We start from the raw sequence: 14905 nt of genomic DNA on the forward strand, positions 1-14905 counted from the left end.
CTTTTAAAAAGGCAGTCACAGAGAGCCGGGTAGCTGAGAGCCGGTATTGTCCCAAAAGATGAACTCACCTTGGAGTTTCAGCTTGAACGTCAGACTAGTAGGGCTGAACGGGTGCGTACCAGTACCCGTTACCAAAACAGAGAATAGTGTAGGCTATTCAAAGTGCGCATGGAGTTTCATGCGAAAAAGGGTGGTACCGTGGAGTGGCTCATCAAGCCTTTTCACCCCTTTAACTTGCCGAGTGCAAGTACATTTGGGGTGAAAAGGCTTTTTTGTATGCTTAAAAAGCTGAAAATTCTGAATCTTAGGAAAACATTTAGTGGAAAAGTGAAGGAGGTTTTTACGAAATGACACAAAAGTCAGTTGTTGCTGATCGGAAGAGTGGAAAGACACATTATAGTGGAGCCGAATTTCTGCTGGATGCATTGAAAAAGGAAAATGTTGAAGTCATCTTTGGTTATCCGGGTGGATCTGTATTGCCGATTTATGACAAGCTTTACAGTTCAGAACTTTTTCATATTTTGACAAGGCACGAACAAGGTGCGATTCATGCAGCCGAAGGATACGCCAGGATTACCGGCAAGCCGGGGGTGGTCATAGTCACATCCGGTCCAGGGGCAACGAACATTGTCACCGGTTTGGCTGATGCAATGATTGACTCTTTACCGCTTGTGGTAATTTCGGGTCAGGTTGCTACCAGTGTAATTGGTTCGGATGCTTTCCAGGAAGCTGATGTACTGGGGATCACTACCCCGATTACAAAACATAACTATCAGGTGAGGAAGCCGGAAGACCTTCCGCGCATTATAAAAGAAGCTTTTTATATCGCTTCAAGCGGCCGCCCCGGTCCAGTATTAATCGATATACCTAAGGATATGGCCATTATAGAAGGTGAATCGACGGATAAGGAGCCAGAAATGGATCTCCCTGGCTATCAGCCGACGACCAAGCCTAATTACTTACAAATCAGAAAGCTTGTTGAAGCCGTAAGCGGAGCGAAAAGACCGGTCATTCTTGCAGGGGCAGGAGTCCTGCATGCAAAGGCCTCCCATCTATTAAAGGAATATGTCGAGCAGCAAGGCATTCCTGTCGTCCACACTTTATTGGGCCTTGGAGGCTTTCCGGCCGAACATCCTCTCTTTATCGGAATGGGTGGTATGCATGGCTGCTATGCAGCAAACATGGCGTTATCGAAATGTGATCTATTAATCAATATCGGTGCCAGGTTCGATGATCGATTGACTGGGAATCTAGCGAAATTCGCACAGCATGCAACAGTGGCCCATATCGATATTGATCCAGCGGAAATCGGTAAAAATGTTCAGACAAAAATTCCGGTCGTCGGAAGTGCCAAGGAAGCACTGGCGGAGTTGATTACGCAAAATGGCAAGAAACCGGAAATTGATGTATGGACAACGCAGCTGACGGCATGGAATGAAGAGTTCCCATTGCGTTATACACATGAAGAAGGCGTACTGAAACCTCAGCGTGTCATCCAGATGCTTCATGAAAAAACGAATGGGGAGGCCATTGTTACGACGGATGTTGGGCAGCATCAAATGTGGGCAGCGCAGTACTATCCGTTTAACAAACCGAATTCATGGGTCACTTCCGGTGGATTGGGGACGATGGGCTTTGGCTTACCTTCGGCTCTCGGAGCGCAACTGGCGAATCCGAAAGCGACGGTGCTTTCCATTTCGGGGGATGGCGGATTCCAGATGTGCCTGCAGGAACTTTCGGTCATTGCCGAAATGAATCTGCCAATCAAGATCATCATCGTCAACAACGGGGCACTCGGGATGGTAAGACAGTGGCAGGAACTCTTTCATGATAACCGTTTCTCACACAGTATTTTTCAATCGCATCCGGATTTCGTGAAATTGGCCGATGCTTATGGAATTCGAGGATACAAAGTGACGACGGAGGAAGAGGCAAGCAACTGCCTGGATGCAGCGTTAAAGACTGATGGTCCGGTGTTGATTGATTTCCGTGTAAAACAAAACGAAAATGTCTTCCCGATGGTAGCACAAGGAAAAGGGCTTGATGAAATGGAAGGAGTTTAATCAATGAAGGGAATTCTTAGCCTCACCGTGAACAACCGGCCAGGCGTCCTGAATCGGATTACGAACCTGTTCACGAAAAGAAATTATAACATTGAAAGCATGACTGTCGGACCCTCCGAACAGAATGGCATTTCAAGGATGACCTTCGTGGTCGATGTTGATGACGAAGCTGTCATTGAACAGATCACCAAGCAATTGAATAAGCAGATCGATGTTTTGAAGGTATTTGATATTACGAATCAATCGATTGTGGCGAGGGAACTTGCACTCATCAAAATATTGGTGACCACGCAAACCCGAGCTGAGATTTATTCAGTCATCGAACCCTTCCGAGCGTCAGTTATAGATGTCAGTAAAGATAGCCTGACAGTTCAAATCACTGGGGAATCGGATAAAATCGAAGCCTTCATTGAACTGATCAAGCCATATGGCATCAAGGAATTGGCAAGGACAGGGACAGCCGCCATCCCGCGTGGAATGCAAATTGCACACGCTAAGAGTGCGACAATCGTATAAACCAAAACAAAAAAAACAAAAAACAAAACAAAAACAATGATGAAAAGGGAGATGTAATTATTATGGCAAAAGTATATTATAACGCAGAAGCAAACGAGAATTTTTTCAACAATAAAAAGGTAGCGGTAATCGGATATGGTTCACAAGGACACGCACACGCACAAAACCTACGTGACAGCGGTGTAGATGTAATCATCGGAATCAGGAAAGGTAAATCATTCGATAAAGCGGTGGAAGACGGCTTTAATGTTTACACAGTGAAAGAAGCAGCTGAACAGGCAGACGTAATCATGAACCTATTACCGGATGAAACTCAGCCGAAAGTATACCAAGAAGAAATCAAACCGGTATTGCGTGCAGGTCAAGCGTTAATGTTCGCACACGGATTCAACGTCCATTTCAATCAAATCGTTCCTCCGGCAGACGTGGATGTATTATTAGTCGCTCCAAAAGGTCCGGGACATCTTGTTCGCCGTACATATGAACAAGGTGCAGGGGTGCCGGCATTATTCGCCATCTATCAAAATGTAACGGGTGAAGCAAGGGAATTGGCACTTGCATACGCTCGGGGAATCGGTTCTTTAAGAGCTGGCGGTTTGGAAACCACTTTCCAAGAAGAAACGGAAACGGATCTATTTGGAGAGCAGGCAGTACTTTGCGGCGGATTGACTGCCCTTGTGAAAGCTGGATTCGAAACATTGACAGAAGCTGGATACCAACCGGAAGTAGCATATTTCGAGTGTTTACATGAACTTAAATTAATCATTGACCTTATGTATGAAGGCGGTATGGAAAACATGCGCTATTCCATTTCTGACACAGCTCAATGGGGAGATTTCGTTTCTGGACCACGCGTTGTGACGGAAACTACGAAAGAGTCAATGAAAGCGATCTTGAAAGACATCCAAGACGGTGAGTTCGCTAAAGGATGGATCTTGGAGAACCAAGCGAATCGTCCAGTCTTCAATGCGATCAATAATCGTGAAAACCAACATCAAATCGAAGTGGTTGGCCGTGAATTAAGAAAAATGATGCCATTCGTGAAACCTCAACAAAAAGAGAAAGAAGTGGTAGCCGTTGCGAAAAATTAATATTTTTGAAACTACACTTCGAGATGGGGAGCAATCAGCCGGTGTAAATTTGAATTTTACCGAAAAACTTGAAATTGCTTATCAGCTTGAAAGATTGGGTGTTGATATTATCGAAGCCGGTTTTCCGGCAGCATCCAAAGGGGATTTCAACTCCGTACAGGAAATCGCGCGCAAAATCAAAAACAGCTCTGTCACAGGGCTGGCGCGTGCTGTAAAAGGTGATATTGATGCAGCTTGGGATTCATTAAGGGGCGGCGCAGAACCAAGATTGCATACGTTCATCGCCACTTCGCCCATTCATCGTGAATATAAGTTGAAAATGTCGAAGCAGCAAGTGATTGAAAAGGCGGTTGAAATGGTTAAGTACGGAGCGGCGCGTTTTCCGATCGTGCAATGGTCTGCTGAAGATGCAAGCCGTACAGAACTTGACTATTTGGCTGAAATCGTTGAAGCGGTCATTCAAGCTGGTGCCAAGGTCATTAACATCCCGGATACTGTAGGGTATGCAGCTCCAATCGAATACGGAAACATTTTCAGGTATCTTCGTGAACATGTTCCTTCTATTGATAAAGTTAGTTTATCCGCACACTGCCATGACGATCTTGGAATGGCGACAGCCAATTCATTGGCGGCCATCGAAGGCGGGGCTACGCAAGTCGAAGGCACAATCAACGGAATTGGAGAACGTGCAGGAAATGTGGCGCTCGAAGAAGTGGCTATGGCACTCTACATCCGTAAAGATTTCTATCAAGCGGGAACGGATCTTGTATTGAATGAAATTAAAAGGACCAGTGATTTGGTCAGCCGCCTTACGGGAATGCAAGTTCCTGCTAATAAAGCCATTATTGGTGCCAATGCATACGCACATGAATCGGGCATTCACCAGGATGGCGTGTTAAAAGAAAAAACGACATACGAAATCATATCACCTGAACTGGTAGGGGTTTCGTCCAATTCACTCGTTTTAGGAAAGCATTCAGGACGCCATGCTTTCAAAGAAAGATTAAAAGAGTTGAAATTTACGGTAACGGATGAGGAAATGAACTCGTTATTCGTCCAATTCAAGGAATTGGCCGATAATAAAAAGACGATGACAGATGAAGATATCGTTGCGCTGGTGCTTGAAGAGAAAGCGACGGATATCAGTTTTTATGACATGGTTTCCTTACAGATTTCCCATGGTACCCATCAGACGGCGACTGCGACGGTCACGCTGAAAAAAGGCGACAATGAAGAGATACAGGAAGCGGCTACAGGTGCAGGAAGTGTAGAAGCCCTATATAACACGCTTGAAAGATGTTTGGGCGGCGAGATCAGCTTGCTGGATTATCGAATTCAATCGGTGGGCGGCGGAATGGATGCCCTTGCCCAGGTTTTTGTGAAACTTAATTATAACGGAGTGGAAACAAGCGGCCGCGGTCTTGATCAGGACGTCTTGGAAGCATCCGCCAAAGCATATTTGAATGCTGTGAACCGTGTGATCATCATGAAGGAACTAGAAGTAAAAGCAGTATTACTATAGGAAGGGGAGATTTCGATGAAAAGGAATATTGCGGTGCTTCAAGGAGATGGCATCGGGAAAGAAGTAACAAGAGGCGCTGTAGAAATCCTCGAAGCCGTTGCCCAAAGATATGGACACGATTTTGAATTTCAATATGGTGAGATTGGCGGCGGGGCCATCGATAACACAGGTACGCCCCTGCCGGATGAAACAGTGGAGATTTGTAAAAACAGCGATGCGGTATTATTAGGGGCCGTTGGAGGACCTAAGTGGGATGACCAGCCTGCGCACCTAAGGCCGGAACGAGGGTTGCTGAAAATCCGAAAAGATTTGAATCTTTATGCTAACATCCGTCCAATCAGCTATTATTCCAGCTTGTCGGAATCTTCTCCTCTTAAAAAGGAATTCATTGAAGATGTGGATTTCGTGATTGTCAGGGAACTAACTGGCGGCCTTTATTTCGGAAAGCCAAGTGAGCGCGTTGAAAAAGAGGGGAAAGAGGCGGTCGTCGATACACTTTTCTATCAGAAAAGCGAAATGAAACGCATCATTGAACTTGCTTTTGCCTTAGCGTCGGATCGCAAGAAAAAAGTAACATCCGTGGATAAAGCGAATGTTCTTGAATCCAGCAGGATGTGGCGTGAGACGGCTGAAGAAATTGCCAAGGACTATCCGGATGTAACTCTTGAACATATGCTTGTTGATAATGCAGCCATGCAATTGATCAAAAACCCGAAACAATTTGATATTATCGTGACGGAGAATATGTTCGGTGATATTTTAAGCGACGAAGCGTCGGTATTGACCGGCTCGCTTGGAATGCTCCCTTCCGCCTCCATATCAACAAAAGGGCCAAATCTATATGAACCGATTCATGGCTCTGCACCGGATATCGCGGGCAAAAATCTGGCCAATCCGATTGGGACGATTTTATCGGCGGCTTCCATGCTGCGTCTATCCTTTGGTTTGGAAGATGAAGCGAAAGCCGTTGAGCAGGCGGTGGAAACGGTCCTTGAATATGGCTTGAGAACAGGTGATATCGCAAATGGCCAACCGAATATTACGTCTACTTCAGAAATGATTGCAGAAATTAAAGCAAATCTTTTAGACCAGGAAGCCATTTCCAACATCATGGGAGCTTACGCATAAACTTCTTTCACGGCCTAACATTAGGCCGTGTTTTTTAAAAAAATACAAGATTGATCGAGGTGGGATAGTGATGGGAAAGTCAATTATAGAGAAAATATGGGATCGCCATATTGTAAATGAAGAGGAGAATAAACCGGATCTAATTTATATAGACCTTCAATATATTCATGAAGTGACCTCTCCGCAAGCATTTGAAGGTTTGAGATTAAAAGGACGCACAGTCAGGAGACCTGACCGCACTTTCGCGACAATGGATCATAATGTGCCAACCGTTAATCGCTATTTCATCGAGGATGATATTGCAAGGAAACAATTAGAGGCGCTTGAGCAAAACTGTAAGGAGTTCGGTATCCGTCTTGCTGATTTAGACAGCCCGGATCAAGGTATCGTTCACGTTATCGGGCCGGAATTAGGTCTTACACAGCCAGGGATGACGATTGTATGCGGTGACAGTCATACTTCCACACATGGTGCGTTTGGCTCGATTGCGTTTGGAATCGGTACGAGTGAGGTCGAGCATGTTTTGGCCACACAATCCCTATGGCAAACAAAACCCAAAACATTAAAGCTTGAGGTTAATGGCAAGCTTGGTCATGGCGTGATGGCGAAAGATGTCATTTTATATGTGATTTCTAAATTCGGTGTCGATTTCGGTACGGGACATATCATTGAGTATTGTGGGGAAGTTTTCCGGGATATGTCAATGGAAGAGAGAATGACGGTTTGCAATATGTCGATCGAAGGCGGTGCCAGAGCCGGGCTGGTAGCTCCGGATGAAACAACTTTCTCTTATTTGAAAGGTCGTAAATATTTGCCTAAGGGAGAAGAGTTCGAGCGATGTGTTCAGGACTGGAAGTCACTTTCCAGTGATGAGGATGCTGTATATGACCAAGAAATCATTCTTGATGGCAGTCTGATTTCACCAATGGTCAGCTGGGGGACAAATCCTGGAATGGCTAGTGGAGTGGACGGAAAAGTACCTACCTTCGCAGAAGATATCATGGATCCTAAAGAACTGAATCGGGCCATTGAGTATATGGGTCTTAAGGAAGGCATGCCGATCACGGAAATTCCCGTCCAACATGTATTCATAGGATCGTGTACCAATTCACGCATTGAGGACTTACGGCAAGCCGCAGAAATGATCGATGGCCAAACTGTTCATAAAGGGGTTCGGGCGATGGTCGTTCCCGGTTCACAAAGTGTCAAAAGGCAAGCGGAAGATGAAGGGTTGGATGAGATTTTCAAATCAGCGGGCTTCGAATGGCGTGAATCGGGCTGCAGCATGTGCCTGAGCATGAATCCTGACGTTGTTCCGGCCGGTGAGCATTGTGCCTCCACAAGTAATCGGAACTTTGAAGGCAGGCAAGGAGCTGGAGCAAGAACACACCTGGTTAGTCCGGCCATGGCTGCCGCGGCCGCCATTCATGGGAAGTTTGTCGATATCAGGAATTTGAAAAGAACTGAACAAGTCCATTAAGAATACGAATTAACCGGAGGTGCAGAGAATGGAACCCATTACTATATATAAAGGAAGAGCGGCGGCACTTGACCGTAAAAACGTGGATACGGACCAAATCATTCCAAAGCAATTTTTAAAACGGATTGAGCGAAGCGGATTTGGCGAGTTTTTATTCTATAACTGGCGTTTTGATGAAAATGGAAAGGAACGTCCTGATTTTGAATTGAATCAGCCCCAAAATCAAAACACGTCCATTTTAATAGCAGGTGAGAATTTTGGCTGCGGTTCTTCGCGTGAGCATGCCCCTTGGTCATTGAAAGACTACGGATTCGATATCATCATCGCTCCTTCTTATGCTGATATCTTTAAAAGTAATTGCATGAAAAATGGCATGGTTCCCATCGCTTTAACCCAGACTGAAGTAAACTATTTAATGGAGAGAGTGTCGGCACCTGATTATGAGTTGACGATCGACCTTCCCAATCAGACATTGAAGGATGGTCAAGGGTTTGAAACAAGCTTTGAAATTCATCCATATTGGAAGGAAATGCTCATCAAAGGCTGGGATGAAATTTCTATAACGCTTCAATATGATAAAGAGATTTCTGCCTATGAATCTCAAAAAAAGGCTATATCGAGTATTTAATTGAAGAATGTCATTTCCCGTTCTCCTTTCATGATTGATAGGATGCGGGATTTTTTTTTATCGGGGAATGACGAAAAGGCGTTCATCAGGCATATAATTTTTTGTGTTTCCAGCTATTACATGCTAAACTGTTTCTCAAAAAGCGAACGGTGAGGCGGAAAATAGGATGGATGATGAGAACAACGAAAAGAAGGTCGGAGAAACCAAAATTATCGCCTTTCCAAATCTCGGTGAAAGGCTGATTGTAAAAGGGCTGGATGAGCTTGGAAACAGAAACTTTAAAGCGGCTGCACAGCTTTTCAGCCAAGCCAGGGAGCATGAGCCCGAAAATGATGAAGTTTGCATGGGACTAGTGGTCTCATTAGTCGAACTTGAGTATTACCAGGAGTCAAAAGAGTTGTGTATAGAGATGTTGAATAAAGGCATCGGCGACTACTTTCAACTGATCAATATTTATTTGATGGTACTGCTGCAATTAGGCGAGCATCAGGAAATGGTCACGACGATCGAACTGTTATTTGAAGAAAACCAAATCCCTTTTGATAAAGAGGAACATTTTGAAAAGATGCTTCAGTTCAGTAAAAGGGCCCTCGAGGATAAAAAAGAGGAAAAGGAAAGGCAAAAGCAGCAGCTTTCAGAGGAATTGCAGGAGGATGAACTTTTTGAAGGGAAAACGGATAATGAAATGTTTATGGTCATTTCAAAACTCACGAATATCAATATTCGACCATTTATCCCTCAAATCGAAGAATTTCTACAAAAAGATGAGGGACACCCTTTCTTTAAAACGATGCTCCTAAACATCCTTATCGACCAGGAATATAACGAGGAAGTGATGTTGAAGAAATTCAATCAATCAAAGTCGGTCATACCAAGGGAATTGAAAAGTTTGAAGGAGACGGCATTCTATAAGAAGGTAACCGGACTGACCGAAGAGGAAATCAGTCAGGATAATCCGAGCTTATTTGAAATGGTCCATAGTTTGATTGAACGTCATTCTTTTTTATTGTTTCCTTTTGAACCAGGACCAGAAAGCTTGCCTGCGTGGGCAGCTGCCTACCATGCCTTGGCGGAAGAATACATGACCGGGGAAGTTTTCATGAGGGAATTAGCGGACATTTACCATGCTGATGAGGAAAGCGTTGCGGATATTCTTTCCTATATAAAAGAAATTGAAGAAATTTCTTATCCCATTATTTAAGCTATTGCTGTTGTAACAGATTAATCCTGTGGTATAATGTAGTGGTTGTAATGTATAATCGTCTAATTTTGACGATTTCCCCAATATTTTTTGGGTATATTTGAAGGATGACTTGTTAACACTTGCAAAGCATATTCATCCAATGCTTATTATTGAAGTATATAGATTTTTTGGAGGGAAACACATGTCTGTAAAATGGGAAAAACAAGAAGGTAATCAAGGCGTACTAACAATCGAAGTTGACGCTGCAAAAGTAAACGAAGGTTTAGACGCAGCTTTCAAAAAAGTAGTGAAACAAGTAAATGTACCTGGCTTCCGTAAAGGTAAAATGCCACGTCAAATGTTCGAAAAAAAATTCGGCGTAGAATCACTTTACCAAGATGCGCTTGATATCATTCTTCCGGATGCTTATGCAAATGCTGTCGAAGAAGCTGGAATTCAGCCTGTAGATCGTCCAGAAATCGACATCGAGAAAATGGAAAAAGGCGAAAACCTGATCTTCACTGCAACTGTAACAGTTAAGCCTGAAGTTAAATTGGGAGATTACAAAGGTGTTGAAGTTGAAAATTTCAATACTGAAGTAACTGACGAAGATGTTGAAAACGAATTGAAAACTTTGCAAGAGCGTCAAGCTGAGCTTGTCGTTAAAGAAGAAGGACAAGTTGCTGAAGGCGATACAGTTGTTCTTGACTTTGAAGGATTCGTTGATGGTGAAGCATTCGAAGGCGGAGCTTCAGAAAACCATTCATTGGAAATCGGTTCTAACTCTTTCATCCCAGGATTTGAAGAGCAAGTTGTAGGTCTTGAAACTGGCGCTGAAAAAGATATCGAAGTTACATTCCCTGAAGAATACCATGCTGCTGAACTTGCAGGTAAACCAGCAGTATTCAAAGTGAAAATTCACGAAATCAAAACAAAACAACTTCCTGAGTTGGATGATGAGTTCGCGAAAGATGTCGACGACGAAGTGGAAACTTTGGCTGAACTTAAAGAAAAAACAAAACATAAATTAGAGCATGACAAAAAACATGAAGAAGAAAACTTCATTCAAAACACTGTAATTGGTAAAGCTGTTGAAGGTGCAGAAATAGACGTTCCTGAAGCAATGATTTCAAATGAAGTTGACCGCATGATGAATGAGTTCTCTCAACGCATTCAATCTCAAGGTCTTAATTTGGAGCTTTACTACCAATTCTCAGGTCAAGACGAAGAAGCTTTAAAAGCTCAAATGAAAGAAGAAGCTGAAGGACAAGTTCGTACGAGCCTAACTCTTGAAGCGATTGCTGAAGTTGAAAAACTTGAAGCTACTGACGAAGATGTAGAAGCTGAACTTGCACAAATGGCTACTATGTACAATATGGAAGTTGACGCGATCAAACAAGCTCTTGGAAACTTAGAAGGAATCAAAGGCGATCTTAAAATTAAGAAAGCGATTGACTTCTTGGTAGAAAACAGCAAAACAGTTGACGCAAAATAATTTTTATTAAATAAGTAGATTAAAATATTTTCTTTAAAAAAACAAGGCGCGAGTAATCGTGCCTTGTTTTATACATATTGAGAATTAGTGTAAATTTTAAATATCGGTTACTTCCTGATTGATTTTTTTTGGATTTCGGTGTAGATTAGTTCTAATACCGCATATACATATTTATACAGCAAATCCTGCTTTTAAAGATCCAAAGTTTTGGGCATACTGGTAAAGGGCAAATACATATTGATTGATTATTGTACTTATTTAACAACTCGGACCGTGAGCATTTTTGTTACTAAACTTCCAAGAACATGATAAAATGCAAAACATACTTAGGATTTTGGAATGTTTAAGTAGATGTGTGCCTAGTTTTTTTCATTACGATTGGGTACCGCTATGTAATAGAGTTGGAAGAGTATTTAAAGGGGTGAACGTACATGTTTAAATTTAATGATGAAAAAGGACAGTTAAAATGTTCTTTTTGCGGTAAAACACAAGAACAAGTCCGTAAACTGGTTGCTGGTCCAGGTGTCTATATTTGTGACGAGTGTATAGAACTTTGTACGGAGATCGTCGAAGAAGAGCTTGGCACTGATGAAGAAGTAGAATTCAGAGATGTTCCTAAACCTATGGAAATTCGCGAAATTCTTGACGAATATGTGATTGGACAAGAACAGGCAAAGAAATCTTTGGCTGTCGCTGTTTACAACCATTATAAACGTATCAATTCCAATAGCAAAGTCGACGATGTGGAGCTTTCCAAAAGTAACATCGCCCTAATCGGACCGACGGGAAGCGGGAAAACCCTTCTTGCGCAAACATTGGCGCGATTACTGAATGTTCCTTTTGCCATTGCTGATGCCACTTCATTGACGGAAGCTGGATATGTTGGGGAAGATGTCGAAAACATCCTGCTAAAATTGATCCAAGCAGCAGATTATGATGTGGAAAAAGCGGAAAAAGGCATCATTTATATTGATGAAATCGATAAAGTTGCCCGTAAATCCGAAAATCCTTCCATTACACGTGACGTGTCTGGTGAAGGTGTGCAACAAGCTTTATTGAAAATACTTGAAGGAACGGTTGCAAGCGTTCCGCCTCAAGGTGGTCGTAAACATCCACATCAGGAATTCATCCAAATCGATACGACCAATATTTTGTTCATCTGCGGCGGTGCATTTGATGGCATCGAACCGATCATCAAACGCCGTCTTGGTCAAAAAGTCATCGGCTTTGGCTCTGACGTGAAAAAGGATGATATTGCAGAAAAAGAATTGCTTTCCAAAGTCCTTCCTGAAGACTTGCTTCGTTTCGGATTAATTCCGGAATTCATCGGACGTCTTCCGGTAATTGCGACTCTTGAGCAATTGGATGAAGCTGCTTTGATTGAAATCCTTACACAGCCGAAAAATGCCCTTGTTAAACAATATCAAAAATTGCTTGAGCTTGACGATGTTGAATTGGAATTCGAACAGGAAGCGCTAAGTGAAATTGCTAAAAAGGCAATTGAACGTAAAACTGGTGCACGTGGTCTGCGCTCCATCATCGAAGGCATCATTCTTGAAGTGATGTTCGATCTGCCTTCACGTGATGATGTAGCAAAATGTATAATCACAGGCAGCACGATTTCGAAAAATGAATCTCCAAAACTCGTCCTAAAAGACGGTACAACCATCAAAGGACAAGAAAAGAAAACATCTGCTTGATAATATGGAAAAGCAAGACTGCCAGTTCATCCTGGCAGTCTTTTTCTTTGTCTTTTTTAAAAAATGTTGTTATTTAGGATAAAAACGCCAAAATTTTCAACACGAATTTCTTGGATAATTTCGCCCTTCCAAAGGAGATACTAACAGAAATGACAAACTAGGAGAGTGCAGGAGGGAATACGATGAATTGGACAGGATTGGCGTTGTTTATCCAGCTGTTTTTTGGGATCATTATTGGATTGTATTTTTTGAACTTATTGAAAGGCCAGCGGACACAAAAAGTTTCCATTGACCGTGATTCACGTAAAGAGATGGACCAATTACGGAAGATGAGATCGATTTCGTTAACAGAGCCATTGGCAGAAAAGGTTAGACCAAGCACATTTAATGAAATCGTCGGTCAAGAAGATGGGATTAAATCTTTAAAAGCTGCTTTATGTGGGCCGAACCCCCAGCATGTGATAATTTACGGTCCTCCAGGGGTAGGGAAAACGGCAGCTGCCAGACTTGTTTTGGAAGAGGCGAAGAAAAATGGAAAATCCCCCTTTAAGAATTCGGCCGTTTTCGTTGAATTGGACGCCACCACAGCCAGGTTCGATGAACGAGGGATTGCCGATCCGCTCATTGGTTCTGTGCACGATCCAATCTACCAAGGAGCCGGGGCAATGGGACAGGCAGGTATTCCGCAGCCAAAGCAGGGTGCAGTCAGCAATGCTCATGGCGGCGTACTGTTCATAGATGAAATAGGGGAGCTTCATCCAATACAGATGAATAAACTGTTAAAGGTATTGGAGGATCGCAAGGTCTTTCTGGAAAGTGCTTATTATCAAGAGGAAAATCAAAATATTCCAACTCACATCCATGATATTTTTAAAAATGGACTACCGGCTGATTTTCGGCTGATTGGAGCCACAACAAGAACGCCAAATGAAATCGCGCCTGCGATACGTTCAAGATGCATAGAAGTGTTTTTCCGTGAACTTGACCGGGAAGAAATAATCACCGTGGCTAAGAATGCCTCTGATAAAGTGGGGATCACCATCAGTGAAAAAGGCTTGCAGTCGATTTCGGATTATGCCCGAAATGGCAGGGAAGCCGTCAACATGATTCAGACTCTTGCAGGAATATCAATTAATGAAAACAGGACTTTTATCAGAGAAGAAGATATAGATTGGATGGCCCATAGCAGTCAGCTGACCCCAAGAATGGACAGGAAAATAGAATCGAATTCTAAAATAGGTCTTGTCAACGGTCTTGCAGTCTATGGTCCCAACAGCGGGGCGTTGCTGGAAATCGAGGTTACGGTCATGGCTGCCTCTGATGAAAAAGGTTCGATAAACATTACCGGCATCGTTGAAGAAGAAAGTATCGGCGGCGGGAGTGGGAAATCGGTTCGCCGCAAGAGCATGGCAAAAGGTTCGATAGAAAATGTCATTACGGTTTTACGGTCGATGGGAGTGCCTGCCGATCAATTCGATATCCATGTGAACTTTCCGGGCGGAAGTCCAGTTGATGGCCCTTCTGCAGGAATTGCAATGGCCACAGGCATATACTCGGCCATATATAAAATCCCTGTTGATCACACCGTGGCGATGACTGGGGAAATAAGCATTCATGGCGGCGTTAAACCGATTGGCGGTGTCATTCCGAAAATCAAAGCTGCTAAACTGGCCGGGGCAAAGAAAGTAATCATCCCAGCCGAAAACATGCAGCCGCTTCTATCTGAAATCAAGGATATAGAAATCATTCCCGTTTCGAATGTAAAAGAAGTGCTGGATCAGGCACTGAAAAAAGAATTGATGTCGGAACAAATCCTTACAACCTTAGACCTATCGAAAAAAGAAAGTGTATAAAGGAAATGCCCCGGCTAAAAAATGGAACCGGGGCATTTTAAGGACCATATTGGCGTTCCCGACAAACCTGACGTAAAAATAAACACGCATTCAGACGTGCTTTTTTATCCAATATTGGAGATAATAAAAGCAGTCGAAACGTGTTAAGGTAAACGAATAGACACTTCTATATAAATAGGATAGAATTGTTAAAAGGTTGAGAACATGGGTAAATAGTTTACAACGACGATACTAATTAGATGGAGG

11 protein-coding genes and 1 other annotated feature (1 of these 12 running past the window's edge) are annotated in these 14905 nt (G+C 43.0%); all 11 genes read left to right on the forward strand.

What is annotated here, in order from left to right; translation table 11 throughout:
- Window positions 1-232, forward strand: a binding site (T-box leader); it begins 27 nt to the left of the window's first position.
- 115 nt (window positions 233-347) lie between these two features.
- Window positions 348-2063: an acetolactate synthase large subunit gene (gene ilvB, locus BW986_RS02740; protein WP_076364896.1), complete on the forward strand. Its 1716-nt coding sequence runs from the start codon at window positions 348-350 to the stop codon at window positions 2061-2063.
- A 3-nt stretch (window positions 2064-2066) separates the two neighbouring features.
- Window positions 2067-2579 (forward strand): acetolactate synthase small subunit, encoded by a 513-nt coding sequence (ilvN, locus tag BW986_RS02745; protein WP_076364898.1) that lies wholly within the window; start codon window positions 2067-2069, stop codon window positions 2577-2579.
- A 62-nt stretch (window positions 2580-2641) separates the two neighbouring features.
- Window positions 2642-3670: a ketol-acid reductoisomerase gene (gene ilvC / locus BW986_RS02750; RefSeq protein WP_076364900.1), complete on the forward strand. Its 1029-nt coding sequence runs from the start codon at window positions 2642-2644 to the stop codon at window positions 3668-3670.
- On the forward strand, window positions 3657-5192 hold the full coding sequence (locus tag BW986_RS02755; RefSeq protein WP_076364902.1) for a 2-isopropylmalate synthase: 1536 nt from the start codon (window positions 3657-3659) through the stop codon (window positions 5190-5192). The genes ilvC and BW986_RS02755 overlap by 14 nt, the downstream gene beginning before the upstream one ends.
- A gap of 15 nt (window positions 5193-5207) precedes the next feature.
- Window positions 5208-6320 (forward strand): 3-isopropylmalate dehydrogenase, encoded by a 1113-nt coding sequence (gene leuB / locus BW986_RS02760; RefSeq protein ID WP_076364904.1) that lies wholly within the window; start codon window positions 5208-5210, stop codon window positions 6318-6320.
- 70 nt (window positions 6321-6390) lie between these two features.
- Window positions 6391-7800: a 3-isopropylmalate dehydratase large subunit gene (gene leuC, locus BW986_RS02765; RefSeq protein ID WP_076364906.1), complete on the forward strand. Its 1410-nt coding sequence runs from the start codon at window positions 6391-6393 to the stop codon at window positions 7798-7800.
- Between the two features lie 28 nt (window positions 7801-7828).
- Window positions 7829-8428, forward strand: a complete 600-nt coding sequence (gene leuD, locus BW986_RS02770) for a 3-isopropylmalate dehydratase small subunit (RefSeq protein WP_076364908.1) — start codon at window positions 7829-7831, stop codon at window positions 8426-8428.
- Window positions 8429-8594: 166 nt separating this feature from the next.
- Window positions 8595-9629: a tetratricopeptide repeat protein gene (locus tag BW986_RS02775; RefSeq protein ID WP_076364910.1), complete on the forward strand. Its 1035-nt coding sequence runs from the start codon at window positions 8595-8597 to the stop codon at window positions 9627-9629.
- Window positions 9630-9813: 184 nt separating this feature from the next.
- The gene (tig, locus tag BW986_RS02780) at window positions 9814-11106 is read left to right on the forward strand and encodes a trigger factor (RefSeq protein ID WP_076364912.1); all 1293 of its coding nucleotides are present in this window, start codon (window positions 9814-9816) and stop codon (window positions 11104-11106) included.
- A gap of 431 nt (window positions 11107-11537) precedes the next feature.
- Window positions 11538-12806, forward strand: coding sequence for an ATP-dependent protease ATP-binding subunit ClpX (gene clpX / locus BW986_RS02785; RefSeq protein ID WP_076364914.1), 1269 nt, complete (start codon window positions 11538-11540; stop codon window positions 12804-12806).
- A gap of 182 nt (window positions 12807-12988) precedes the next feature.
- On the forward strand, window positions 12989-14659 hold the full coding sequence (gene lonB, locus BW986_RS02790) for an ATP-dependent protease LonB (RefSeq protein ID WP_076364916.1): 1671 nt from the start codon (window positions 12989-12991) through the stop codon (window positions 14657-14659).
- Window positions 14660-14905 lie beyond the last annotated feature (246 nt).

It is taken from the genome of Peribacillus simplex (assembly GCF_900156045.1).
Taxonomy (GTDB): Bacteria; Bacillota; Bacilli; order Bacillales; family DSM-1321; genus Peribacillus; species Peribacillus simplex_D.

What these genes read in the sequence shown, in the direction of transcription:
- BW986_RS02775 (WP_076364910.1), top strand. Translation starts at nt 8,595, where the DNA reads ATGGATGATGAGAACAACGAAAAGAAGGTCGGAGAAACCAAAATTATC.
- ilvB (WP_076364896.1), top strand. Translation starts at nt 348, where the DNA reads ATGACACAAAAGTCAGTTGTTGCTGATCGGAAGAGTGGAAAGACACAT.
- leuB (WP_076364904.1), top strand. Translation starts at nt 5,208, where the DNA reads ATGAAAAGGAATATTGCGGTGCTTCAAGGAGATGGCATCGGGAAAGAA.
- leuC (WP_076364906.1), top strand. Translation starts at nt 6,391, where the DNA reads ATGGGAAAGTCAATTATAGAGAAAATATGGGATCGCCATATTGTAAAT.
- ilvN (WP_076364898.1), top strand. Translation starts at nt 2,067, where the DNA reads ATGAAGGGAATTCTTAGCCTCACCGTGAACAACCGGCCAGGCGTCCTG.
- tig (WP_076364912.1), top strand. Translation starts at nt 9,814, where the DNA reads ATGTCTGTAAAATGGGAAAAACAAGAAGGTAATCAAGGCGTACTAACA.
- clpX (WP_076364914.1), top strand. Translation starts at nt 11,538, where the DNA reads ATGTTTAAATTTAATGATGAAAAAGGACAGTTAAAATGTTCTTTTTGC.
- ilvC (WP_076364900.1), top strand. Translation starts at nt 2,642, where the DNA reads ATGGCAAAAGTATATTATAACGCAGAAGCAAACGAGAATTTTTTCAAC.
- leuD (WP_076364908.1), top strand. Translation starts at nt 7,829, where the DNA reads ATGGAACCCATTACTATATATAAAGGAAGAGCGGCGGCACTTGACCGT.
- lonB (WP_076364916.1), top strand. Translation starts at nt 12,989, where the DNA reads ATGAATTGGACAGGATTGGCGTTGTTTATCCAGCTGTTTTTTGGGATC.